The organism is Ochrobactrum sp. EDr1-4 (assembly GCF_049199085.1).
In the GTDB taxonomy this organism is placed as follows: Bacteria; Pseudomonadota; Alphaproteobacteria; order Rhizobiales; family Rhizobiaceae; genus Brucella.
This window is the reverse complement of the sequence record NZ_JBLZOF010000002.1, coordinates 434398-456795: the sequence shown is the minus strand read 5'-3', so window position 1 is coordinate 456795 and position 22398 is coordinate 434398. Positions and strand designations below refer to the sequence as shown.

Genomic DNA, 22398 nt, shown 5'->3' with positions numbered 1-22398 from the left:
CCCTTCTTTCACTTTCACGAAGCTTGTGAGGTGATTAATGGCAATTCTTGTCACGACTTCGGGTCCGAACAACACCATCCCGGCGCTTCTCGACGCACAAGACCGCACATTCTACGACATGATGACGGTTATCGCAGACGAGATTGACGACACGACGGGCGAATATACGGCTCAGATACAGAACTGCATTTTTGCGGCCATTCGGTTCTGCGAGCGAAATGTCTACTATTTCAATGAAACCCGCGATGTGACGTTTTCAACTGTTGCTGGTCGTGAATGGTACGGCAAGGCCGACAATGCCAATATCTCTACGCTCGTGCGGATTGTTGCCGCTTATTGCGAGGACAGCAGCGGCCAGCGCACAACTTTGCGCCGCGTCATGCCGGAAGACATAGAAACAGTTTCAGACAACGCGGCCTCACGTGGCGAGCCTTATATGTTTACATATTTCGGCCAGCGCATTCGGCTTTATCCCATTCCAAACGACACAGAATACACAATCCGATTGCAGCTTGGGCCATATCGCCTGGCTGAAATCCAGACTTCGACGGATAGCAATGCTTGGTTTACCGAAGCGTTTGACCTGATCAAAGCGCGTGCGAAGTACCAGCTTTACAAAGATTATCTGAAAGATGCGATGCTCGCAGGCGCATCTTTGAATGACTACAACGAGGAAGATAGCGCGCTATCGGCTGAAACTTCGCGCCGCAATGGGCGCGGTAAAATCATCGGGACGGCATTCTGATGGTTGCTATTACAGCCGCCGAGTATCGCCCAGACGTGGCAGACATCAATGCGGCCTACACGGACCAGCTTTTGAACGTTCTGCCGTCTGCCAACGGTTACATTCCCATGAAAAACTGGAGTGCTCTCACAGAAGCATTCCCAGAAGACCCGCTTGGCGTCTTTGCCGTTCGTTCGCTCGATCAGTCGGTCTATGTCTTTGGCGGCACGACAACAGGACTATATTTGCTCGACAACACCACTTTGGAGTGGAACGAGGTCAGTAAAACCGTCAGCGGATACCACGCTTCCGATGAATCGCCTTGGTCGTTTGCGCTGTTTGGTGAGTATGTAATTGCGGTCAATCAGAATGACAATCCGCAGGTGTTCCAGCTTGGCGTTAACACGACCTTCCGCGATTTGGGAGGCAATCCGCCGCGTGCTGGCTTGGTGAAAATCTGGGGTGATTTTGTTTGTCTTATGATGCTGCCAGACAATCCAAATCGCGTTCAATGGTCTGGTCTCAACGATTGCGAATTCTGGACACCGGGAACCAATAGTTCTGATTATCAGGACTTTCCAGACGGTGGACGCGTTCAGGGTTCAACCGAAGCGACAAACCCGCTGATTTTCCTGCAATCGGCTATTTATGCGGGCACATTCGTTCCCGGCTCAGACATAATTTTCACCTTCCACAAATCGCAAGACAAGCGTGGGGCAAAATCGCCGTGGGGCATCGCTTGCCGTGGCTCTTATGCATTCTTTGCTGATGAGGGCGGGTTCTTCCAGATCAGTGCAGACGGCGGCGAATTGTTGCCTATTGGCTACGAAAAAGTTGACCGTTCAACGTTTATGAAAATGGCGGCTTCCAATCTCTCGGAAATGTCTGCTGTCATCGACCCGTTTTACACCCGCGTTTATTGGGCGATGGATTACAATGGTGTCGGCATCTACAACGAGATGCTTATTTATGATTGGGGCGTGCAGCAATGGTCATTGGTTGAGATTTCAGCCACCGACATCGTGCCGTTTTACACAGCAGGTTACACGCTTGAAGGCTTGGACGCGGTGTCACTGAATATCGAGACGCTGCCTTTTTCGCTCGACAGTAAAGCTTGGCAGGGTGGAGCACCTATTCTTGGGGCGTTCAAGGGTAATCGCCTTGGTTCGTTCACGGCTGGCAATATGGAAGCTACGCTCGTTTCTCAAGAGTTTGGCGCCACTGATGGCCGTATCCAGCGCACACGGCGCGTTTATCCAATTGTCGATACTGACCAGCTATTCTTGTCTGTTGGTGTCCGCATGCGACGTAACCAGTACGAGCCGGTTAAGTGGCTGACCGAGACAAGCCCTTCATATAACACAGGCATTGCTCATAAACGATCTAGGGCGCGGTTTCATCGCTTCAAAACACGTATTCCAGCAGATGAAGAATGGTCACACCTGACAGGCTTTGACGTGACTTTTGAGGATGCGGGATGGCGCTAAAAATCAGCAATACGCAAGACTGGACGATTGACCAGATAGCGCCTTACGGTCGCCCTTTGACGGCTGCAATGACCAAGCTTTGTGAGCGCTTTCCAGACGATCTGACAGTCGAAAGCATTATGTCTGACGTCCTCAAGGGGAAGAACCAGCTTTGGCTTATTCTCGAAGAAGACGACAGTTTTAAAGCCTTCGTGACCACCGAGATTTTTGTTTCTGAATTCACCGGAAAAAAGCGGCTGCATCTTTGTGATCTGGGCGGGGAAGGCGGCGTCTATCTGGCCGATCTGGTGACTGAACTGGAAAAGTTCGCGCAATCGCAGGGCATCACTGAAATTCATGCCATGGGCCGGTTCGGCTGGCAAAAGCAACTGGCAAAGCACGGATACAAGCCTCTTGTGTTCCGTTTCGGAAAGGACTTAGCGGCATGAGCAGCGGTAAAAGTAAAAGTGACAGCAGCCAAACGTCAGAACCGCCAAGCTGGGCCAAGCCGCTCTTTACGCAATCAGCCAAAGACGCGCAAAGCCTCTACAACTCAGGGCAGGGCGGCAATGTCTATCAGGGCGACCGAGTTACCGATCTGAACGGCACAACGACAGGTGCAGTCAATAAGCTGACTGGTGCTGCCGATATGTATAATTCAGATGCTGTCAACAAGCTGGCAACCGGCGACACATCGAGCGCGACGAACCTTGCGAACATGGCAAACGGTTCGATGATCGGCAACAACACAGCCTTCAATGAAGCGCTCCAGAACACGCTGAACAATACGGCCACAACCATTAACTCCAGCATGTCAGGCGCAGGGCGTTACGGCTCCGGCGCTCACACTGGCGTCATGTCTAACCAGCTTGGTCAGGTTGCGACCAATGCAATGGCTAACCAGTACAATCAAGACGTCAGCAATATGATGAACGCGAACAGCCAGATTGACAGCGCTAATCTGGGCAAGCTGTCAGGCCTCAATTCGCTTTATCAAGGCTACTCGAACGCAGCAGCCAATCAGCTCGCAGGTGGTCAGGTTCTCGACCAGAATGCACAGGCCAAGCTCGATGCTGATAAAGCCAAGTGGACTGAAACGGACAATCAGGGCTGGACACGACTTGGCTTGCTCCAGTCAGCGGCAGCGGGCGCAGCTGGAAATTACGGCACAACTACCGGAAGCCAAGACAGCAGTTCTAAGGGCTTCAATCTTCTTTCCGACATTCGCACCAAGGAGAACATTGTTCCTGTTGGCGAGCGTAATGGCTTCAAACTCTACGAGTGGAACTATCGCGGCATGACCAAACGTTGGCGCGGTGTCATGGCTCAGGATCTTCTCACAGATAAGCCGGAAGCAGTCATTCTCGGTGCTGATGGCCTGTATCGTGTCGATTATTCTCAACTCGGTTTTGAAATGGAGGCAGCATAATGTTTGATTATCGCTTCAACGGCCTTCCAAACATGCTAACGGCTCAAATGCCATTCATGCCTCAGAACATGCTTATGACTGGTCAGCAGCAGCCACAGCAGATTGATCAGACCGCGACGGCAGCTATCCCACAGCAGATGCCGCCAGTTCCGGGGCAGATTCCGCAGGGAGATTTAAACTATTTCCCGCCGCAGCCTGACGCGAATGCAGCGCCAATCACGCCGCAGGATTATCAGGCTTCACTTAGCCTATTGCAGCCGCAGAGCACACCGCAACAGCCACAGCAGCAAGCGCCAGCCAGTTCGGGCGGCTTGGACATGGGAACGGTTGCAGCCTTTCTACAGGGGCTTGGCCGGGGCAATGGTGTTCTGTCAGCTATTGGCGGCGGCATGGGTGCCGTGCAGGAACGCAAGCAGGAAAACCAGACGATTAAATATCTGACCTCTCGCGGTATTCCAGAAGGTGAAGCGCAGCTACTGGCACAAAACCCACAAGCGACGTTTCAAGTTCTGCAGAATATGCGCAAGGGCGGCGATCCGAAGGCGATGCTCGAATTGCAGAAGCTTGGTTATGATGTAGAGGCAGCGCGCCTCAAAGCACAAGGTGGTTTGGATGCGAAAGATCGATATATGGCGGTCGGCAAGAAAGTCTTTGACCGGCAGACAGGCCAAATTGTCGATTTGCCGGGCGGTGACGATGGAAGCGATACGGAATACGGATTGAACCCGATTTGGGGGCAGGATGAGACGGGCAACCCCGTTTTGGGCGTCCTCGGTAAGGATGGCTCATTCAAGAAGGTTGATACAGGCGGGTTCGATATTTCGACGGGTACAGAGCAAATTGATCTGGGCGATAGCTTTGCAATCAAAGACAAACGCTCAGGGCAGATTGTTGGAACAGTACCGAAGAACCTCGCGAATGCTGAGCGCGATAAAAAGGCTGGCGCAGCCGAGGGCGAAGCATTGGCTTCCTACCACAGCATGTCAAGCAAGTTGCCGGGGCTGGAATTGGTCGTTGAAGAACTCGAAGACCTATCAGACAAGGCTACATACACCACTACAGGTAAGTTGCTTGACGCAGGCAGGAAGGAGCTTGGAATGAAACCACGGGATTCCGCTCTTGCGCGAGCTGAGTATATCGCCAAGGTCGATAACCAAGTTCTGCCTATGCTGCGCGATACATTTGGTGCGGCCTTCACCCAGAAAGAAGGCGAAACACTACGCGCCACACTCGGCGATCCAGACAAAAGTCCTGCTGAAAAGAAAGCTGTTTTGCAGGCGTTCATCAAACAGAAGCGCCGCGATATTCAGGGCTTGGCAGTGCAAGGTAAGGTTGACACGTCAACTGTACCAAGCGGTTCAAGTGTTGTTGACTATTCCGAATATTTTAAACAGTGAGGCTTAGTCATGCCGATTGTTAAAATGCCTGATGGCACGCAGGTTAATTTTCCTGACGATATGCCAGCCGAACAGATCAAGGGCATGATTGCGTCAAAATTCCCGGATGCAGGTAGCTTCCAGAATGACGGAACTGTCGGCCCTACGCTCGCACGCGGCGGCACGGCTTTGCCTGACCCGCGCAATGCAGACGGTACTTATGGTCAGCCGCCAGAAGGCATGGTCTTGAATCCTCAGACCGGCCAAATGGAAGACCTACGCAGTCCAAGCAATCCAAATATCCCGCAGGGTGGCGCAAATGCACTTGGCATCGGTGTTGGGCAAGGTGCTGGCCTCAATCTGCTCGATGAGGCAAGCGCAGCACTCACCGTGCCTTTCGGTGGCGACTACGATTATAATCTGGGCCGTATGCGTGAAGCAGAACGCCGTGCAGCAGATGACCATCCTGTCGCCTATTATGGCGGTCAGGTCGGCGGCGCACTTGGCACTGGCTTGGGCCTCGCAAAGGGCGGATTGTCAGCAACAAATGCAGCAATCAATTCTGGCGCTCGCTTGCCTGTCGTGGCTCTCGCGTCTGGCGCAGAAGGTGCCGCTCTTGGTGCAGGATATGGTTTTGGCGCGGGAGAAGGGGCAGAGGGTCGCCTAGACAGCGCTAAATCAGGCGGCGCAATTGGTGGTATTGCTGGATTTGCAACGCCGTTCGCCATTGCGGGCGCATCAAAGGCTTTTCAAAAAGCTCGATCACCATTCACCGCTTCGCCAGAGCGCACAGCAGCCGTTCGCACGCTTGAAAGTGAAGGCATCCCGCTCACGGCAGGGCAGAAAACCGGCAGTCGCGGCCTTCGCTATGCTGAAAGCGAACTTGGTGGCGCACGCGCTGCCGATATGATGGAAGAGCAGGCCAGAGCTTACACAGACGCCGCGATGCGAAAAGCTGGCGGTTCAGGTTTGGCAACGCCTGATAATCTGGGAGCTTTGGAGCAGCGTCTTTCGCAGGGCTTTCAGGATATATCAGCCCGAAATTCGCTGACGCTTGATAAAGGTATGGTCAACGACATTGCAAAGACAGTAAATCGGTATGGTGAAAAGCTCGATGCGCTGAAAAAGCCTGTTTTCGACCGTGTTCGCAAAGACATTGTGGATGAATTCTTGAAGAATAAAGGCAATGTATCAGGGCAATGGTATCAACAGGCGCGCTCAGATTTAGGCCAGTTGGCACAGTCTGCACGCGGAAATGATGACATGCTGGCTGGAGCGTACCGTGGCTTGCGCAACGCTCTTGATGATACGATGGAGCGATCCATTCAGAAAACAAACCCGCAAGACCTTGGGGCATGGAAGCAGTTGCGAAAGTTCTGGGGCAATTTCCGGGTTGTGGCGGATGCTTCGCGTGGTGCTGGTGAGGCAGGTGGACAAGGTTTCATCACCCCGGCAAAGCTCGCTCAAGCGGCGGGCAAAGGCAAAAACGGTTTGGCCTTCGCAACAGGTAAAAGCGATTTTACTGATCTGGTAAAAGCCGGTCAGGCAGCAATGACACCCTTACCAGAAAGCGGCACATCATCGCGGCTGGCCGTCCGTGGATTGATGAGCTTGCCCGCCGGCATGGGCGCGATTGCAGGCGGAGCGTCAGGCGATGTGATGATGGGTATTGGTGGGGCAATGGCAGGTGCAGCAGTGCCAAAGGTTGCGGGCAAGGTTCTCATGTCTGAAAAGATGCAACAATATCTGGCAAATCAGTTTGCTAAAGGCACAATGTCGGCAGAGACCCGTAAGATATACAATGCTTTGATTAATGCGCAGGGCGGCTTATCGGCGGCGCGGCTTGCTTCGCCATGATTCAGGAGTTTCACCACCTGTCTTTTCCATTGCCCACGCAACCAACACCCCGATAGTGATGCCACCTAATGCGATGTTTTCCCAATCGAAGCCATCGCGCCATTGAAGAAGCCAGAACAGCGCGACAACAGCCCATGCGGCCTTCCAAATCCATTTCGGAGGGCGCTTTTCGTTGGGTATGTGGTCGATCTGTTTCATGTGAACAGCCACCCTTGATACCACCAACCCTTTGGCAAGAAGTGAACACCGAAGGTTATCAGCATAGCTAGGATTGCGATAAGCAACCAACGAATGAAGCGCAGCTCAGATAGAAGCGCGGCGGTATTCTCGTTCATGATTATCGCGGTGTGTAAATGCGGAGCGGCATTGTCGAGCATTCGTTGACGGCGCTCGTAAGCATCTAGCTCTTTGTCTGAATTAAAAAAGCCCATGTAACCCCTTAACTATCGCCAACAACACTATAGGAGCATAAGCCATGTCAGAGCAAGGAAAACCAATTGGCGGGATTGACCGCCAAGAGATTACGATTGGTCGTATTGATGCAGTGTTACGGCTTACTCCAGATGGCATTTATCGCATCGATGGGCGGGTTATCCCAATTGGAGACAATGCCACTTTCAGCATTGATAACCGCCAATCTGTCCCCGGCATCGATAGCAGCAGAAACGATGGCATAAGCATCGGCAGGGGTGTACTCGGTGTTGACGTACCACAATGAAAGCTGGAACTTATAGTAAGAGCCAAGACTTTTAATCGCATCCTGAACAGCTTCATAGTTCTGCCCAGGCGGTATCAAGTCGTATGCAATGAATAGATTATAAGCCATTTAAGCCTCCCCGTTGTTAACTCAACCAATCAAGCCGAGTCGCAACCGGGAGTCGAGGGCTACTTATTGTCTTCTTCTTCGGCAATCTGTTGAGCAACATCTCTATAATGGTCAAACATTCAGTGTCTCCGACGGCGACCGGCATAGAGGAGCGACCTACGGGTTGCCTCCCGCCTCACTAATTTTCTTGAAGGGTGTATCTTAGAATTTCTATTAATCTTGCCTGGATAAAAGTGATCTATAGCAATAATTACTTCAATTCCAAATTTGTAGCAGTAAAAAAGAATGGTTAATGTTAATGTCGTAAATCCCCACGGCCCAATTTTTACCTCGTATTTTGATAGCAAGTAGTCATTTGAAATTGTCATCCATAGTGTTGCAACGCTTAGAGCGATTATTACTAAATTTATATAATATTGTAATATATATGTATATCTAATCGTAACAATAGAAAGTAATAGTGCGCACGATATATTAAAAACCATTAATGAATTGAATGAAAGTTTATTTAAAGCTAATGTTACTATAAAAGCAATTACAGCAAATATAGAACCTAACAAATAAATAATACTGTATTTTACTGAATTATCTTGCTTTTCACTTCTATCAAAAAAAACTGTAATGCAATTCTTAATGTACTTCTGATCAGACATTTAGACCCCCGCCTGTTTATTAGATTAGCACTAATCAGAAATATCTGTAATCACAAGGCCCTACTTGCGTGGGGCCTTTTTTCTATGGAGAAAGCAATGGCCTTTGACTGGTCACGATACGCAGTGGGCGGGGCGCAGCGCCCAGACAGCTTTTCAGGGCTTGATCCGCAGTTTTCCTCGGCGCTGGCAAATATGTTTAGCGCTGCTCCTCCTGAAATATTGCAGCATCTCAGGGTAACATCAGGTTATCGCTCTCCGCAGAGGCAGGCAGAGCTATGGGACGGCGCATTAAAAAAGTACGGTTCTCCAGAAGCTGCGCGCAAATGGGTCGCCCCTCCCGGTAGGTCAAATCACAACCACGGTCATGCCAGCGATCTAAAATATCTGGATCCATCGGCATTGAAGTGGGCGCATGAAAATGCAGGACGCTTTGGTTTAGCCTTCCCGCTTTCAAATGAAAATTGGCACATCGAGTTAGCCGGAAGGCGCGGTGTCGGCTCCCAAGTCGCATCACAACAAGCATCGCCGCCGCAAGAGAGCGGCACGCCAGCCCCTCCAATGGGCGAGCCAATTAATGTCGGATCGCAACAGCAGGGCGGCATCATGGGCGCATTTGCGCCAGTCTCTCAGCAACAGCAGCAGCCGAGTTTTATGGCGGGCGTCGATCAGGTCAAAGACGGCAACTATCTCGACGGCGTGAGCCAGATGTTCGGCTCAATGTCAGCTGGAGGCGGACAGCAGCAGGCTCCGCAGGCACCTGCAATGCAACTCGCGCCGGTTCAAGGCCCGTCAGGGCAACAAGCAACAGCTTTGGCGAATTACGTTCAAGCCCTTTTAGGAAAGCAGGTTTCAAATGGTTAGTCTCGGCGCAGGAATGCTCGGCGGCGCGGCAACAGGTGCCGCCTCTGGTGGCCTTGCAAGCGGCCTTACAAGTGGGCTGGCAAATGGATCGATTAACGGCCTGACCGGATTCGGCAAAGCACTAGAAGGCGTGCAGGGCATTGGCAAGATGCTTGGAGCGGGCGGTGGTGGTGGCGCACCGGGAGGTGCAGCACAAGGCGGTCAACCACAATACGGAAGCAACAACGGCGATGCGCTGGCTGGCTACATCATGCAGCTTCTTAACCAAGGAAAGCAGGTGCGCTGATGAGCAGTATCTGGGATTGGTCACTTCAAGCGGCATCAAACGCCAACTCTGACGACAATATCAATTGGCAGGAAGGACAGCCGCCTTCCACGGTGAACAACTCGGCGCGCTCGATGATGCAGCGCGTGCGTGAATTGCTCTCTGATCTGGGCGCGGTTACCGCCACTACCGGCACTGCGAATGTTATCAGTTTCGCCGCCAAAAGCCCGTTTAATTCTTATGTTGACGGTATCCGTATTTCGTTTCGTGCTTCTAATACGAATACGGGGCCGACCACCTTGAATGTTAACTCAATTGGTTCAAAGCCCGTTTTCACGGTGAGCGCGAATGCCGGAGTTGCGGCCTTATCCAGTGGCAATATCACCGCAAATGGCATCTATGAACTGATCTATTCCACAGCATTAGATAGCAATTCAGGCGGTTGGCTCCTGCTCAATCCAACCATGTCATTCAAGCCTGTTGGGGCATATGAGATTATGGCCGCCCCTGTAGTGCCAGCCGGTTTTCTCTATTGCGATGGGCGGGCCGTTTCACGCACGACCTATGCGGCCTTGTTCAATGTGATCGGCACTCGCTTTGGTGCTGGCGACGGTTCCACAACTTTCCTTCTTCCTGATTGGCGCGGCAACTTCATGCGTGGTTGGGATGACGGGCGAGGACTGGATAGCGGGCGTGTGTTTGGTTCACAGCAAGCAAGTCAGAATATTGCTCATTCTCACTCTTTCAGTGGGACAACATCGGGGAACGGAGGCCAGACCATTTCTCTTGGGCGAGGGCAGGGTAACGGTAACTCGTCAGGTTGGTTAGGCGCTGCCAACCAAGATCAAAGTTTGCAGATCGCTTCAATTCCGAACCATGACCATGCCTACAGCGGCACAACAAGCAGTTCTGGCGGCAATGAATCCCGTCCAGTCAACAACACTGTATATGTAGTGGTGAAGTTCTGATGGCTGAAACTGTTTTACCCGCCGCTATCAGCGGCATCAAAGACAAATCAAAAATCCGCGTCGTGTTATTCGCAAATGGCAAGTTTGTACATGTGTCACTTGCTGAATTGCTGGCGGCTGCAAATTCCGTAACGGAGAACTGAAATGGCAGTTCCTTATCACACACATTCATTTGAAATCCCGTCAGCAACCAAGGCTGAGGTTGAGGCTGGGGTTCGAAACGATGTAGCAGCAACTCCATCTTCTCTTGGTTCGGCTTCTGCGAAAGATGTTGCTTACTTCGCGACAGCTGAACAGGGTGGGAAAGCCAATACAGCCGTTCAACCCTCATTGACACTAATAGCTGGTACGGGACTGGCAGGCGGTGGCACTCTTGCGGAAAATCGGACGTTTGCTCTCAGTTCTACTTCTATTGCAAGTCTTGCGCTTGCCAACAGTGCGATTCAGCCTGCCCGACAGGTCATAGCTGGCAATGGTTTGACCGGTGGTGGTACGCTTGCCGCAGATAGAACAATTTCACTGGATGCGGCCACGCAGGCAAGCTTGGTACGCGCTGATGCCGCTGTGCAGCCAGCGCGGACAGTATCGGCAGGAACGGGCTTAGCAGGTGGCGGTGATTTATCTGCAAATCGCTCGCTTGCGCTGAACTCTGCTTCAATTTCCTCCCTTGCAAAAGCAGATACTGCGGTCCAGCCGTCACGTGCAGTTATTGCGGGAACAGGTCTTTCAGGCGGCGGGGATCTTTCGGCTGACAGAAACCTTGCGCTGTCCACCGGAACGCTAGCGTCACTTGCCAAAGCTGATACTGCAATTCAGGCTCCGGGCGGTGCAGCAGGTCAAGTGCTTACGAAGAACAGTGCTGCGGATGGTGATGCTTCATGGCAGACGGTCGCAGCTGCTACAGCAGTATCATACGCCCCTCAAGAGCTGACCGAGCCGCAGAAAACGCAAGCGAAAACGAACATTGGCGTGCAGCCAGTGAGCACAGCAACAGTTGGTGCAGCCATTGCAGGCGCAAACGGAAAGACAACTCCCGCAGATGGAGATTTCTTTTCAGGCGTAGAGGCTGGCGGATCAACCATGTTCAAAACGACATGGGCCAATATAAAGGCGGCGCTTCAAACCATCTATGACAGTCGCTACCTTCGTTTGATTGGAGGAACGCTTACGGCCCCTCTCTATACGCTCTACCCACGAAGCAATACCGCTGTAGGTGAGCGAAATTATACCCCTGCATATGTTGGCCGGATTGGTAACTCAAATCTTGAGGTAACATTCTTCGGAGAGGAACGTATAGGGACCGACGTTCGCGCGGTTATATCTGCAAAGTCTGGCTCGGTTATAAATTACTTCGCTTTCACGCATTGGGGCGATGCTGAAATCCCTAGAAATGTGACCTGTATCGATGTACGTGCGACTGGTTGGGTGTATGCAGGAACAGCGTCATTCAGAGCAGACGGCGGAGTTTATGGTTCTATTTGGACTACTCGTTTCGGGAATGCGAATGCCGCCGAAGGTATTTACAATCGAATTGAGGCCCGTGGCTTTGACAGAACTCGTGACTATCTGCTGTCTGAGGTAATCCCGGTCGGCGGTTTTGCTTTGTTACGATACTCCGGTACGACAATTAACCCGCAAAGTGTTGGCGGCGGCGAGTTGCAGTGGTCAAATTCCAATGGTGATATAAGCAGCCCTCTGAATTACGGGACTTTTCAACCTATTGGCACAACAAACACTGCGAGCAATGCACAACGCACAACGATTTGGAAAAGGATAGGATAATGGTGGTGCAAAAAATACTATCCGCCCAGTGGGGCAATCCAGAGCAAACGCATGTCTTTGGCCTCGCCAAAATCCACGGTACGAATGAAGATTGGCCGTTCGCAGTTTTCGACGGGTACGACACAGAACGAGGCCAAGAAATTTGGAACGTTTTGCGCGACAGCAATTTCCAAAGCGTGGCCGAATATGTCGAACCAGAGCCTGAGATAGTAATCACCGTCATACCGGCTGTCACTTTATGGGAGCGCATGACGGAAGTAGAAGCCGAGCAGGTGGCCGAAGTGATGAAAACGCAATCGGTTCGCACCGTCCAGATTTTCAACAATGCTACAACATTCCGTTCAGACCATGAGCTTTGGCCGCTGCTTGAGCAGATAGCAAATGATCTATTCGGCGCAGCGCGTGCCTCCGAACTTTTAGCCCCATAAGTCGCCACCAAAACCTGACCTGATGCACCGCCCTTGAGGCGGTTTTTATTGCCGAAAGAAAGTCAGAGGCTTCCTTTGGAAATACATCCGATAACGACGAGCACAACAACAACTATCAGAGCAGTACCTAATAAGAGTGCGTCATACAAATCTAAATGCGGATGAAACATTCGCGCTTCTTTCAATATGTTCGCATCAAAGAAAACCCCGGCGACCGCAAAGTCCACCGGGGCTACACTCAGGCAACTTTGGCGGGTGGCCGCGAGTGCAGCTAAACCATTACAGCAAAATTTAGAAAAGAAAAGCCCCGGCGTTGGTGGCTGACCCGGAGCTACTTGCGAGGAATGATCGGAATTTGAAGGTCCAAGCGAGCAATCATTAAATACAAAACGAAATCGAAAAAGAAAAGCCCTGCCACATCCCCCAACGTGACAGGGCTGCGCATCAACAGACTGCCTCACGTATCAGCGCTTTTATAATCTAATTATGTTGATGAAAAAGAAAAGCCCCAGAGAATGGGGTTACTCCGGGGCCGAGCTTTTCTGAAACGGGGGCTTCATTTGCTCTCACCAACTATCTCATAAAATTAACAAAACGCAATAAGTGCGTTATGGCCCATCCATTCGATGAAACAGCCATATTGGAACTGTCAACAAAAACCCCGGCTATGAGGCCGGGGCTGTGGTTTAGCGCTGTAAATTACGTCGGTGGTTCATGTAATACCTGATCTCTTTCCAGCCTAGCTTAACTACCACGCTTGAGAGCGTAGCAAGTATAGCTGCTTCAAATATTAGAAACCAAATCATGATGCGCCTTCAAGCCTGAACTAGGCCGCCCCCTGATTTCTTGCCCTTCATCCAAGGTAGTGCCACTGTTGGTTCTTCGAGAATTCCTCGTTTCTTAGCAAAGCCTCGAATAGCGTTTTGAGCTGCTTCCACTGGTTTAATGCCGTCATGGCTGTCGCAGCACGCTTTCCAGGCAGTTTCGTATATGAGGCCACGGTCGTACTCCGGCCAATCATAAAGAAAATCTATCGCATCTCCGATGCTTGCAATCTCTCTAACAAGGTAAGGGCCGTCCTTCACAAAAACAGGACTGTCAAACAAACGGTCGCTCATCGAAACCTCCATTTGATCGAACGTTAAATGTTGGAATGACGGCTTCGATTTAGTGACCACTTTATCGGTTTCAAGACCCTAACAATCACAAAAATAGGAAAACACAATGGCACGACGCATCAATGCGGCGGGGCTTTCGCTCATCCAGCAATGGGAAGGGCTTAAGCTGACTGCTTATAAGGACGTGGCTGGTATCTGGACGATAGGTTATGGGCATACGTCCGCGGCTGGATCTCCAAATGTTACGCCGGGAATGACAATCACGAAGGCAGAAGCATCACGTATCTTGCTTAAGGACTTGGCAAAGTTCGAAGCTCGGGTCGAAAAGCTTGTAAAGGTGCCGTTGACCGATAATCAGTTCGCTGTCCTGACTTCCTTCGATTTCAACACTGGTGAACTGCATTCATCCACGCTGCTTAAGAAGTTGAACAAAGGTGATTACGGCGCTGTTCCGGGCCAATTGGCTCGATGGGTAAAGGCTACTGATCCGAAGACCGGAAAGAAAGTCACTGTTCAAGGCCTTGTTAACCGTCGCGCTGCCGAGGCTGGTCTATGGGCCAAGGGTGCTTTCGTATCGTCAAACACAGTTACAGCGACGACGAAGACGGATAAAACCGATGTTGTGGCAATCGGTGGTGCTGGTGCTGCCGGTGTTGGCGGTGCAGTCGGCCCGATCCTGCCAGACATTACTCAGGCCATTGTTGACCAGCAAGACAGCCTAACAAGCGGCCAGTGGGCGCGTATTATTGTCGGCGGTGTGGTTCTGGCCCTCACTCTCTGGGGCATATACCGAAAGATCAAATCATGATCTGGGCGCTAATCCCCAACTGGTTGAAGATAACCGCCGCCGCTGTACTGGCGGCATTTTTGTGTCTGGCTGCTGGATATGTGGCCGGAACAATCAAAGAGCGTCAGCGGTCAGCATTAGCCGCAGCAGAAGCAACCGTAAAGGCAATCCAAAAGAGGGCGGATATAGATGAGGAAGTTATCAATATGGATGCTGTTGCTCTGTGCAAGCAGCTTGGCGGGCTGCGCGAGCAATGCGACCAACTGCGCGGGTTGGAAGCAGATTAGCCTTAAGCCTGACACGGCGCTCTATCTGGCTGGCAATGATCTAAAGGCAGGGCAGGGTATCGCGTCACACAATCAATTCGGTAATGCGCGGGGCTGTTGGAAGTGAGTACATCAATGCCAGATACAGAAGCAGACCTCCGCGCCCGCGTTGTCGGGCTAGAACAAGCGACACAGACGAATAATCAGCGGCTTGCTACTTTGGAGACGTGGCAACGTCAGCGGGAAATTGAAAGCGCCCGCAATGATGAGAAATGGGTGGCGATGGAGGCGCGTATCGATACCCGATTTTCAGGACTGGAAAACTCGGTTAGGGGAATCCAGTCTTCTCTCTATCGGATCAACTGGATGATTATTGGCGGGTTGGTTGCAGCCTTCGTTGCCTTTGTCGTGGGGGGCGGCTTGAAGTCGCTTTAACGGGATGGAAGCCGCGCAGAAAAAGGGGCATTAGGTTCATGCAAGGTTCAGTGAACCTAAAGAGAACTATTTATTCCGCTCTCTGATTCTATCTAACATATTGATGTGTCGGAGGTTCGAATGGTGGGCGTAACAGGGATTGAACCTGTGACCCCTACAATGTCAATGTAGTGCTCTCCCGCTGAGCTATACGCCCATTCGATGTGGCGCATACACCATATCGCGTTGCGCCCGTCAATGCCCTTTTCGAAGTTTTTTGTTCTTAATGTTGAAGAACTTATCAAATCCCGGAAAAGGCACTGATTGCCTAGGCGGCAATCAGCATTTTTTCGATTTCGTTCACCAAATCACGCAGGTGGAAGGGCTTGGAAAGCACTTTTGCATCGCGCGGCGCATCAGAATCGGGGTTCAGTGCAACGGCTGCAAAGCCGGTGATGAACATGATCTTGAGGTCGGGATCGATTTCGGTCGCCCTACGAGCAAGTTCGATCCCGTCCATTTCCGGCATGACAATGTCGGTTAGCAGCAGCGAGAACGGTTCTTCGCGTAATCTTTCATAGGCGCTTGCACCATTATCGAAGTGCGTAACGTGATAACCCGCCTTTTCCAGCGCTTTCACGAGGAAGCGACGCATATCGTTGTCGTCTTCAGCTAGCAGAATTCTCTTCATTGGTCCGTCCGAATGTCACGTCGTTCGTGCACAGCTTTCTGCATGGCCGACGACTCAGCGTTTCCTCTACAAAACGCTCTTTTGGTAAATATGAAATGAATGCTCTCGCAAATGTTAATTGTTATGGCCACTGTTTGGCAACAAGCTGTTTTGTGTTACAGCTTTTTGTCGTTTGACGCGGCTGCCATGTAGAGGGAGGGCGCACGTTCGGATGTCAAACATTTGATGACCCGGGGCTCGTTTAAGATACTGCTTTAAAAGCTAAATTATCTTATGACTTGTCGCCCGAAGGCAGCAGGACGGATTAAGACTATGAGTCTGGAGCGCGATTTTAATCAAATTCCTCCTTTTGAGATCTGTGTACCGGCGCAGCAGCGGATTCCGTTCGTTTTCAATTCGCCCCATAGCGGGCGCATGTATCCAGCGTCCTTTCTGGCAGAATCGCGTCTCGACTCGCTTGCTATCCGAAACTCGGAAGACTGCTATGTCGATGAGCTTTTTGCAGCGGTTACAAGGCTTGGTGCGCCATTGCTCAAAGCCCATTTTCCACGCGCATTCCTTGATGTGAATCGGGAGCCTTACGAGCTTGACCCGCGCATGTTTGCCGAACCTCTGCCGCCTTTCGTCAACACACAGTCTGCACGCGTCGCGGGCGGTTTGGGAACAGTGCCGCGTCTTGTGGGTGAGGGACAGTTGATCTATCCCGGTCGTATTGCACTGGAAGAGGCTTTCTACAGAATTGAGCACCTTTACAAGCCGTACCATCGCGCGCTGGATGCTTTGCTGAAGATAACACACCAGCAGTTCGGCTATTCGGTACTCATCGATTGCCACTCCATGCCGGGTGGCACGCGTTCAGGGGAAACTAGCGGGAGGCCAGATTTTATTATCGGCGATCGTTTTGGTCGGTCGTGCAGCGAGCAGCTCACACAGGCTGCGATGGAGCTCTTACAGGGGCTTGGTTACACGGTTGCGCATAACAAGCCTTATGCGGGTGGTTTTATCACGGAGCATTATGGGCGGCCCGCCGCAGCGTGCTATGCGTTGCAAATTGAGATCAATCGCAGTCTCTATATGAATGAACAGACATTGCAGAAACTTGTTGGCTTCGAGGCGCTGTGCGGAGATCTCTATCAGTTCCTGAGCGATCTCACGTCGCTACCGGACGAGCTTCTGGTCGTGCCGCCGCTGGCCGCGGAATAGTTCTGTATATTCATAAAAAGAGCCGCGCTGCAATGAAGAAGCGCGGCCAAAGACTAGGGAGGAAATGCCCCGAAAGGCATCGACAGGACAGCCTGTCTGGCCTTTAAGCTACGCGGCAAAGCCTTTCTGGTCAAGGATTTACGCATATTTTTTGAGCCTAAAAATAGTTAGCTCAAATTATAGGCAATAATAGCAAAGATTGCATATCAATGCATCAACTGATGAAAACGGGAGTTTGGGATTGCTGATCGATAAGGCATTTTTTTCCGAAATTGCGAGTGTTGCAGCGCAAGAAACGTTGCCGAGATTTCGCCAGTTCAATGAAATCGACAACAAATATACCACTGGCTTTGATCCGGTGACGGAAGCAGACCGTGCGGCTGAACGTGCGATTCGTGCAGTGATTGGCCGGGAGTTTCCGGACCACGGTATTCTTGGCGAAGAATATGGCCCAGAAAATATCGACCGCAGCCATGTTTGGGTGATTGATCCGGTGGACGGAACCCGCGCTTTCATTTCCGGCCTGCCCGTATGGGGAACGCTGGTCGGCCTGACGGTAGGCGGCGATGCAAAGGCTGGCATGATGTCTCAGCCATTCACGGGAGAACTTTTCTACAGTGATGGCAGCGGCTCATATCTGATACGCGAAGGCGCAGAACCACGTCGCCTTGCGGTGCGCGCGCAGGCAAAGCTTGATGATGCGACGATGTTCACCACCACGCCAGCGCTGTTTAAAGGCGATTTACGCAAAGGTTTTGACCGCTTGGAAAATACCGTTCGTCTATCGCGTTATGGCGTCGATTGTTATGCGTTCGCCATGCTTGCGAGCGGCTTTGCCGATCTTGTCGTCGAGGCCGGTCTACAACCTTATGACATCGTAGCACTTATCCCGATTATCGAGCAGGCGGGTGGCGTGGTCACACAGCGCGATGGTGGCCCGGCAGAAAAGGGCGGCGATATTGTTGCCGCCGCTTCACCGGAACTGCATCAGGCGGCGCTTGAGCTACTCAACAGCTGATAGTCACTGCTGATCGGGGTTGGCAGGCTCAAGGCTGTCTGGCAACGTTTCCACTTCCGATGTTCCGGGAATGAAGGCGTCAAAGGCAGCAAGGGTCTGCTCCCGGTAAAAATCGGCCTCCTGAAGCAGTTCGTGGCGAGCTCCGTCGATCACGACAAGCGAGATATTACGGGTGCAGGCTGCGAGCCGTTCGGTAGCAGCTGTTGAGACGACAGTATCGGCACCGGCGGCAATGATGAGGATTGGCACTGTCGGTCCTTCGTAAAAGCCGGGCTGATGAATCCGAGACGCCGCCCCCAATGCATTGCCGATCCAGTTGATGGTTGGACCACCGAGCGCCAGATCCGGATTGTTGCGAACAACTTCCATATTGCGTGCAAAGCGAACCGGATCGCTGGTCAGCGGGTTATTTTCAAATAGTCGCTCGCCGCGTATGCGCCCACCAGCGGCGTATCTGGTGCCCATACCAAGCCAGCGCAGGGCCGTTGCCATACGTCGCATTTTATCATCGCCGGATTGCAATGGCCGCAACCCCATCAGCGGCGCGCATAGCACAATGCGGCTGACGCGCGATGCGAGCTTATGCATTGCTGAATAGGTGATGAGTGCACCCGCTGAATGCGCCAGAACATAAAAGGGTGGTGGGCAGTCCGGAAGAACGATCTGCGTGAGAAACTGATCTAGGTCGTCGGTGTAATCGCTGAAATTGCGCACATAGCCGCGCATATGATCTTTGAGAAGCCGTTGCGAGCCACCTTGCCCGCGCCAGTCCATCGTGGCGACAGTAAACCCACGTGCAACAAGGTCTAACATTGTTTCAAAGTATTTTTCGATAAACTCGTTGCGGCCTTGCAGCAGAATAATCGTTCCGCGTGAGGGCTTAGCTTCTGACTTAAGAATTGCATAACGCAGATCAATGCCATCTTTGGCTTTAAACAGCCCGGACGTTGTTCCTGCGGGAATTGGGTTGGCCCCGGTTTCAAAAAGAAGATCTGGCATTCAGATTGCTGCCCCAGCTAAAATTCATGTGCCAGTATAATGAGATAAACAATTATAAAAAGTAACCGGAAGTTTGCAGGCAAACTTCCGGTTCAGGAAACAGCCTGTGCAAGGGACGTTACACAGACTGATCTTTCAAAATAAGAGTAAGCTACCAGCCGCGACCCGCGCGGCGTTCATCAATGATGCGGCCGCTGAAAGCGTCAACGACGACGATTACACGACGGCCATTCGGGCGGGTTGCCTTAACAAGATATGCTCCACGATCGCGGCGCATATCACCAACATCGTAGCCGCGCCGTTGAAGTGACCGCGAAATTTGGCGCGGGCCTAAGATTTCAGGGCGACCATAGCCGTCACCCCAGCCTGGTCCGCGACCGGGGCCATGGTTGGGACCACGATCAGGCCCCCAGTTTGGGCCTCTGTCATATCCGCGATCCGGACCATCCCAGCCGGGGCGTGGTCCGCCGCGTGGAGGAGGGGGCATGTCGTCATAATACTGAACTTGAACACGCAGACCATTGTCTGCGGCAAGGGTCGGAGTTGCGACAGCAGTTCCGACAGTGGCAAGTGCGGCAAAAGCAAGAAGAGCTTTTTTCATAACCGTAATCCTTTGATAAACCCGCCTCTCAGCAGGCATAGGGGAAGATTATTCCCAAGCACCTGAACGCTCGCCGAAGATGGTGTTCATTTTGGGTTCATTGCATGGCGGAAACCCCAATTTAAGGGTCGCAAACGATCAGGAGTTATTACGTTAAGTGATGTGCCGTGTAGCAATCAGGCACGCGGCGCTGCTTGCCTCCGCAATATTTTTCGACAAGCTAAAGTAAAATCATCCTTGAAAACAAAAAGCGGTACTCCCAATTAAGTTTTGCGGTTGCCGTAAACGGGGCCGCCGGCACCAGAGAATTCGCCAGAATGGGAGTTCTGCCGCCAGTTAAAGCATTATGTCGCTCTTAAGGAGGGCTTACACATGCGTCACGTTGATTTTTCTCCACTCTATCGTTCCACCGTTGGTTTCGACCGTCTCTTCTCCTCGATGCTCGATACACTTGCATCGCCAGAAGGCTCGCAGTCTTATCCGCCATATAATATCGAGCGGACGGGTGAGAACGCCTATCGCATCACCATGGCCGTTGCAGGCTTCTCGGAAGGTGAACTCGAAATCGAAGCGCATCGCAATCAGTTGACCGTGAAGGGCCAGAAGGCCGAAGACGATGCTTCTGAAACCGGTGAAGTGCTTTATCGTGGCATTGCTTCGCGTGCTTTCGAACGCCGCTTCCAGCTTGCTGACTTTGTTGAAGTCGCGGGCGCCAGCCTCAAAAATGGCTTGCTCCATATCGACCTTAAGCGCGAAATCCCTGAACAGATGAAGCCGCGCAAGATCGAAGTCAGCTCGGCATCGACTGATGATGGCCAGCAGATTGAGGCCAAAACCGCCCACTAACCTCTGCTTGACTATGCATTAGATAAAGAAAGCGGCGCATTGAGCGCCGCTTTTTGTTTTAGTGCGTCCACGAATGAAAGATATCAGGCGATAAGCGTGCCGAACTGATCGACTTCGTCTTCTGTATTGGCAAAGCTCGTAACGAAGCGCGCGAAAATTTCGCCTTCGCTGATGCGGTTGACTTCGGAGTGCGGCGGGTTCCAGTCGTAGAAGATCGCACCTGCATCACGCAGACGATCATAAACCGACTGCTTCATAATTGCGAAAACCTCATTGGCTTCCGGCTTCCATGCAAGCCGCATCTGGCTCGATGCATCAATGTGACGAGCAAGGCGTGCGGAAAGCGCATTCGAATGCTTCGCCAACTCGATCCAAAGATTACCTTCGAGATATGCATCGAACTGGGCTGCAATGAAACGCGTTTTTGAGAAAAGCTGTGCCGCACGTTTGCGGATGAACGGGAGATCCTTGGCGCGGGCAGGGTCCATGAAGACGAGCGCTTCTGCACACCAGCAGCCATTCTTGGTGCCGCCAAAAGAAACAATGTCGACGCCTTGCTTCCATGTCATTTCTGCGGGTGTCATATCAAGTGAAACAAGAGCGTTGGCAAAGCGTGCGCCATCCATATGAAGTGGCAGGCCTGCGCCGCGGCAGATTTCAGAAATGGTCGAGATATGCTCCAGCTGGTACAGCGTGCCGACTTCCGTTGCCTGCGTGATGCTGACAGCCATTGGCTGACCGGCATGAACGAAGGCCGGATTGAAACGCTTGAGTTCGCGCTTCAAAAGCTCAGGGTCGATGCGACCCATCGCACCATCAATTGGATGAAGACGTGCGCCACCGGTAAAATATTCAGGTGCGCCGCACTCATCCTCGATCACATGCGCTTCTCTATGCACCAGCGAGACGCCGCCGGGACGGTTCACACTCGCAAGTGCCAAGGAGTTGGCCGCTGTGCCAGTGCCGACAAAGAAAACCGCAACTTCGCGCTCGAACAATTCGTTGAAACGCTGCTCCACGCGCTTGTCGATTTCGCTCGCGCCATAGGCTGCAGCAAATCCGTTGGCGTGAAGGGAAAGGCTTTCAGCGATTTTTGGGTGGGCGCCTGCCCAGTTGTCTGAAGCAAAATGCACGGTGTTCTCCACTGGCGGTATGACCTTATGGAAACGTCTATAACCGGACTTGGTAACAGGTGTAAGGCCTGCAAGTGCTAAAAATCAGGCAGCGTCTGTCACTTTTTGGAGCTTTCAATGTGTGTCATTGGCCGCGCCAAACTGACGCAACAGGCGCTTTACGCAATTAAATAATGATTGAGCATCTTAGTGCGACACTTTGTTTCGCAATCAGCCCGGAAAAATCATGTTTCCATCTTGTGACCGAATTTGAATTCTGCCATACGTTATTAGGACAGCAATGCTGACTAATTCAGTCTTACTGTCCAATTCTTCACTGTAATTGTCAGGTTTTCTGTTCAGGACCTCCAGCGTTGCAGAAAGAGAGCGTCATGCGGATCGGAACAACCCGGCGGAATATGGTGCTCAAAACAGACAGGGGAGTTTGGTGCGCCGCCATGCGGGCCGAGGTCGCTTGTCGAGCCTGAAAGACGAAGGCGAGAAAGCAATATTCCTTTCGATGGCGATGCCATCGGCCACGGAACGTCGTCCAACGCCTTTTCGATAAGGCTTTCCATAGACATAAAACAAAGCGCATCCCGAAAAGTGCGAAGCGGTTTTCGGATGAGATGCGCGACTAAAACAGTTCGGAACGAATAGCCGTTTCGGTTCATTATCGTATCGCGCAGGGTTGCGCGCTTATTGGAG

Annotated in this window: 28 protein-coding genes and 1 tRNA gene; 18 read left to right on the top strand and 11 right to left on the bottom strand. The window is 51.9% G+C overall.

The genetic code is table 11. The features are described 5' to 3' along the window. Nucleotides 1-37 precede the first annotated feature (37 nt). From ACOZHT_RS08520 to ACOZHT_RS08495, 6 genes are read left to right on the top strand one after another with little or no spacing between them, the layout of a single operon-like run. Nucleotides 38-745: a hypothetical protein gene (locus ACOZHT_RS08520; protein WP_421565575.1), complete on the top strand. Its 708-nt coding sequence runs from the start codon at nucleotides 38-40 to the stop codon at nucleotides 743-745. Continuing rightward, on the top strand, nucleotides 745-2211 hold the full coding sequence (locus ACOZHT_RS08515) for a hypothetical protein (protein ID WP_421565574.1): 1467 nt from the start codon (nucleotides 745-747) through the stop codon (nucleotides 2209-2211). The genes ACOZHT_RS08520 and ACOZHT_RS08515 overlap by 1 nt, the downstream gene beginning before the upstream one ends. Then, entirely contained in the window at nucleotides 2202-2639 is a 438-nt protein-coding gene (locus ACOZHT_RS08510) for a hypothetical protein (RefSeq protein ID WP_421565573.1), read from the top strand. Before ACOZHT_RS08515 ends, ACOZHT_RS08510 begins: the two co-directional genes overlap by 10 nt. Then, entirely contained in the window at nucleotides 2636-3619 is a 984-nt protein-coding gene (locus tag ACOZHT_RS08505) for a tail fiber domain-containing protein (RefSeq protein ID WP_421565572.1), read from the top strand. Before ACOZHT_RS08510 ends, ACOZHT_RS08505 begins: the two co-directional genes overlap by 4 nt. Continuing rightward, nucleotides 3619-5016, top strand: coding sequence for a hypothetical protein (locus ACOZHT_RS08500; RefSeq protein WP_421565571.1), 1398 nt, complete (start codon nucleotides 3619-3621; stop codon nucleotides 5014-5016). The genes ACOZHT_RS08505 and ACOZHT_RS08500 overlap by 1 nt, the downstream gene beginning before the upstream one ends. A 9-nt stretch (nucleotides 5017-5025) precedes the next feature. Then, nucleotides 5026-6852, top strand: coding sequence for a hypothetical protein (locus tag ACOZHT_RS08495; protein WP_421565570.1), 1827 nt, complete (start codon nucleotides 5026-5028; stop codon nucleotides 6850-6852). Here ACOZHT_RS08495 and ACOZHT_RS08490 read toward each other — a convergent pair. The 4 genes from ACOZHT_RS08490 to ACOZHT_RS08475 form a co-directional block, all read right to left on the bottom strand. Beyond that, the gene (locus ACOZHT_RS08490; RefSeq protein WP_421565569.1) at nucleotides 6823-7050 is read right to left on the bottom strand and encodes a hypothetical protein; all 228 of its coding nucleotides are present in this window, start codon (nucleotides 7048-7050) and stop codon (nucleotides 6823-6825) included. The genes ACOZHT_RS08495 and ACOZHT_RS08490 overlap by 30 nt on opposite strands. Further along, complete coding sequence (locus tag ACOZHT_RS08485) at nucleotides 7047-7283, bottom strand: hypothetical protein (RefSeq protein ID WP_421565568.1); 237 nt, start codon at nucleotides 7281-7283, stop codon at nucleotides 7047-7049. The genes ACOZHT_RS08490 and ACOZHT_RS08485 overlap by 4 nt, the downstream gene beginning before the upstream one ends. Nucleotides 7284-7399: 116 nt before the next feature. Next, entirely contained in the window at nucleotides 7400-7678 is a 279-nt protein-coding gene (locus ACOZHT_RS08480; RefSeq protein ID WP_421565567.1) for a hypothetical protein, read from the bottom strand. Nucleotides 7679-7797: 119 nt separating this feature from the next. Continuing rightward, the gene (locus ACOZHT_RS08475) at nucleotides 7798-8331 is read right to left on the bottom strand and encodes a hypothetical protein (RefSeq protein WP_421565566.1); all 534 of its coding nucleotides are present in this window, start codon (nucleotides 8329-8331) and stop codon (nucleotides 7798-7800) included. 96 nt (nucleotides 8332-8427) lie between these two features. On the opposite strand from ACOZHT_RS08475, the gene ACOZHT_RS08470 reads away from it, so the two are divergent. Genes ACOZHT_RS08470 through ACOZHT_RS08445 form a run of 6 tightly spaced genes read left to right on the top strand, consistent with a single transcriptional unit; the run spans nucleotide 8428 to nucleotide 12635 of the window. Beyond that, entirely contained in the window at nucleotides 8428-9192 is a 765-nt protein-coding gene (locus ACOZHT_RS08470; RefSeq protein ID WP_421565565.1) for a D-alanyl-D-alanine carboxypeptidase family protein, read from the top strand. Continuing rightward, nucleotides 9185-9478 carry a hypothetical protein gene (locus ACOZHT_RS08465; protein WP_421565564.1) on the top strand — a complete coding sequence of 98 codons (294 nt, stop codon included), beginning with the start codon at nucleotides 9185-9187 and terminating at the stop codon, nucleotides 9476-9478. The genes ACOZHT_RS08470 and ACOZHT_RS08465 overlap by 8 nt, the downstream gene beginning before the upstream one ends. Then, nucleotides 9478-10425 carry a phage tail protein gene (locus ACOZHT_RS08460; RefSeq protein WP_421565563.1) on the top strand — a complete coding sequence of 316 codons (948 nt, stop codon included), beginning with the start codon at nucleotides 9478-9480 and terminating at the stop codon, nucleotides 10423-10425. Before ACOZHT_RS08465 ends, ACOZHT_RS08460 begins: the two co-directional genes overlap by 1 nt. Beyond that, nucleotides 10425-10568, top strand: a complete 144-nt coding sequence (locus tag ACOZHT_RS08455; protein WP_421565562.1) for a hypothetical protein — start codon at nucleotides 10425-10427, stop codon at nucleotides 10566-10568. Before ACOZHT_RS08460 ends, ACOZHT_RS08455 begins: the two co-directional genes overlap by 1 nt. Before the next feature lies 1 nt (nucleotide 10569). Then, the gene (locus ACOZHT_RS08450) at nucleotides 10570-12207 is read left to right on the top strand and encodes a hypothetical protein (protein WP_421565561.1); all 1638 of its coding nucleotides are present in this window, start codon (nucleotides 10570-10572) and stop codon (nucleotides 12205-12207) included. After that, entirely contained in the window at nucleotides 12207-12635 is a 429-nt protein-coding gene (locus tag ACOZHT_RS08445) for a hypothetical protein (RefSeq protein WP_421565560.1), read from the top strand. Before ACOZHT_RS08450 ends, ACOZHT_RS08445 begins: the two co-directional genes overlap by 1 nt. 815 nt (nucleotides 12636-13450) lie before the next feature. Here the strand turns inward: ACOZHT_RS08445 and ACOZHT_RS08440 are convergent. Further along, nucleotides 13451-13753 carry a DUF982 domain-containing protein gene (locus ACOZHT_RS08440; RefSeq protein ID WP_421565559.1) on the bottom strand — a complete coding sequence of 101 codons (303 nt, stop codon included), beginning with the start codon at nucleotides 13751-13753 and terminating at the stop codon, nucleotides 13451-13453. A gap of 106 nt (nucleotides 13754-13859) precedes the next feature. Between ACOZHT_RS08440 and ACOZHT_RS08435 the strand changes: the two genes are divergently transcribed. The 3 genes from ACOZHT_RS08435 (at nucleotide 13860) to ACOZHT_RS08425 (ending at nucleotide 15241) form a co-directional block, all read left to right on the top strand. Continuing rightward, nucleotides 13860-14561, top strand: a complete 702-nt coding sequence (locus ACOZHT_RS08435; protein ID WP_421565558.1) for a lysozyme — start codon at nucleotides 13860-13862, stop codon at nucleotides 14559-14561. Further along, the gene (locus tag ACOZHT_RS08430) at nucleotides 14558-14827 is read left to right on the top strand and encodes a hypothetical protein (protein WP_421565704.1); all 270 of its coding nucleotides are present in this window, start codon (nucleotides 14558-14560) and stop codon (nucleotides 14825-14827) included. Before ACOZHT_RS08435 ends, ACOZHT_RS08430 begins: the two co-directional genes overlap by 4 nt. A 114-nt stretch (nucleotides 14828-14941) precedes the next feature. Beyond that, a complete protein-coding gene (locus ACOZHT_RS08425) occupies nucleotides 14942-15241 on the top strand; it encodes a hypothetical protein (protein ID WP_421565557.1) in 300 nt (99 codons plus the stop codon). 121 nt (nucleotides 15242-15362) lie between these two features. Here the strand turns inward: ACOZHT_RS08425 and ACOZHT_RS08420 are convergent. Beyond that, nucleotides 15363-15437, bottom strand: a tRNA-Val gene (locus tag ACOZHT_RS08420). Nucleotides 15438-15548: 111 nt separating this feature from the next. Next, the gene (gene cpdR, locus ACOZHT_RS08415) at nucleotides 15549-15911 is read right to left on the bottom strand and encodes a cell cycle two-component system response regulator CpdR (protein WP_007877205.1); all 363 of its coding nucleotides are present in this window, start codon (nucleotides 15909-15911) and stop codon (nucleotides 15549-15551) included. A gap of 312 nt (nucleotides 15912-16223) precedes the next feature. Here cpdR and ACOZHT_RS08410 point away from each other — a divergent pair, with 312 nt between their 5' ends. Together ACOZHT_RS08410 and hisN are read left to right on the top strand one after the other, a co-directional pair. After that, on the top strand, nucleotides 16224-17114 hold the full coding sequence (locus ACOZHT_RS08410) for an N-formylglutamate amidohydrolase (RefSeq protein ID WP_339509980.1): 891 nt from the start codon (nucleotides 16224-16226) through the stop codon (nucleotides 17112-17114). Between the two features lie 241 nt (nucleotides 17115-17355). Beyond that, the gene (hisN, locus tag ACOZHT_RS08405; protein ID WP_339509979.1) at nucleotides 17356-18132 is read left to right on the top strand and encodes a histidinol-phosphatase; all 777 of its coding nucleotides are present in this window, start codon (nucleotides 17356-17358) and stop codon (nucleotides 18130-18132) included. 3 nt (nucleotides 18133-18135) lie between these two features. On the opposite strand, the gene ACOZHT_RS08400 is transcribed toward hisN, so the two are convergent. Both ACOZHT_RS08400 and ACOZHT_RS08395 read right to left on the bottom strand, forming a co-directional pair. Beyond that, nucleotides 18136-19131 (bottom strand): alpha/beta fold hydrolase, encoded by a 996-nt coding sequence (locus ACOZHT_RS08400; RefSeq protein WP_421565556.1) that lies wholly within the window; start codon nucleotides 19129-19131, stop codon nucleotides 18136-18138. Between the two features lie 151 nt (nucleotides 19132-19282). Next, entirely contained in the window at nucleotides 19283-19732 is a 450-nt protein-coding gene (locus ACOZHT_RS08395; RefSeq protein WP_339509977.1) for a PepSY domain-containing protein, read from the bottom strand. A 372-nt stretch (nucleotides 19733-20104) separates the two neighbouring features. Between ACOZHT_RS08395 and ACOZHT_RS08390 the strand changes: the two genes are divergently transcribed. Next, nucleotides 20105-20578 carry an Hsp20 family protein gene (locus tag ACOZHT_RS08390; protein WP_339509976.1) on the top strand — a complete coding sequence of 158 codons (474 nt, stop codon included), beginning with the start codon at nucleotides 20105-20107 and terminating at the stop codon, nucleotides 20576-20578. An 83-nt stretch (nucleotides 20579-20661) separates the two neighbouring features. On the opposite strand, the gene ACOZHT_RS08385 is transcribed toward ACOZHT_RS08390, so the two are convergent. Together ACOZHT_RS08385 and ACOZHT_RS08380 are read right to left on the bottom strand one after the other, a co-directional pair. Then, on the bottom strand, nucleotides 20662-21711 hold the full coding sequence (locus ACOZHT_RS08385; RefSeq protein ID WP_339509975.1) for a low specificity L-threonine aldolase: 1050 nt from the start codon (nucleotides 21709-21711) through the stop codon (nucleotides 20662-20664). Between the two features lie 338 nt (nucleotides 21712-22049). Further along, on the bottom strand, nucleotides 22050-22274 hold the full coding sequence (locus tag ACOZHT_RS08380; protein ID WP_339509974.1) for a hypothetical protein: 225 nt from the start codon (nucleotides 22272-22274) through the stop codon (nucleotides 22050-22052). Between the last annotated feature and the right edge of the window lie 124 nt (nucleotides 22275-22398).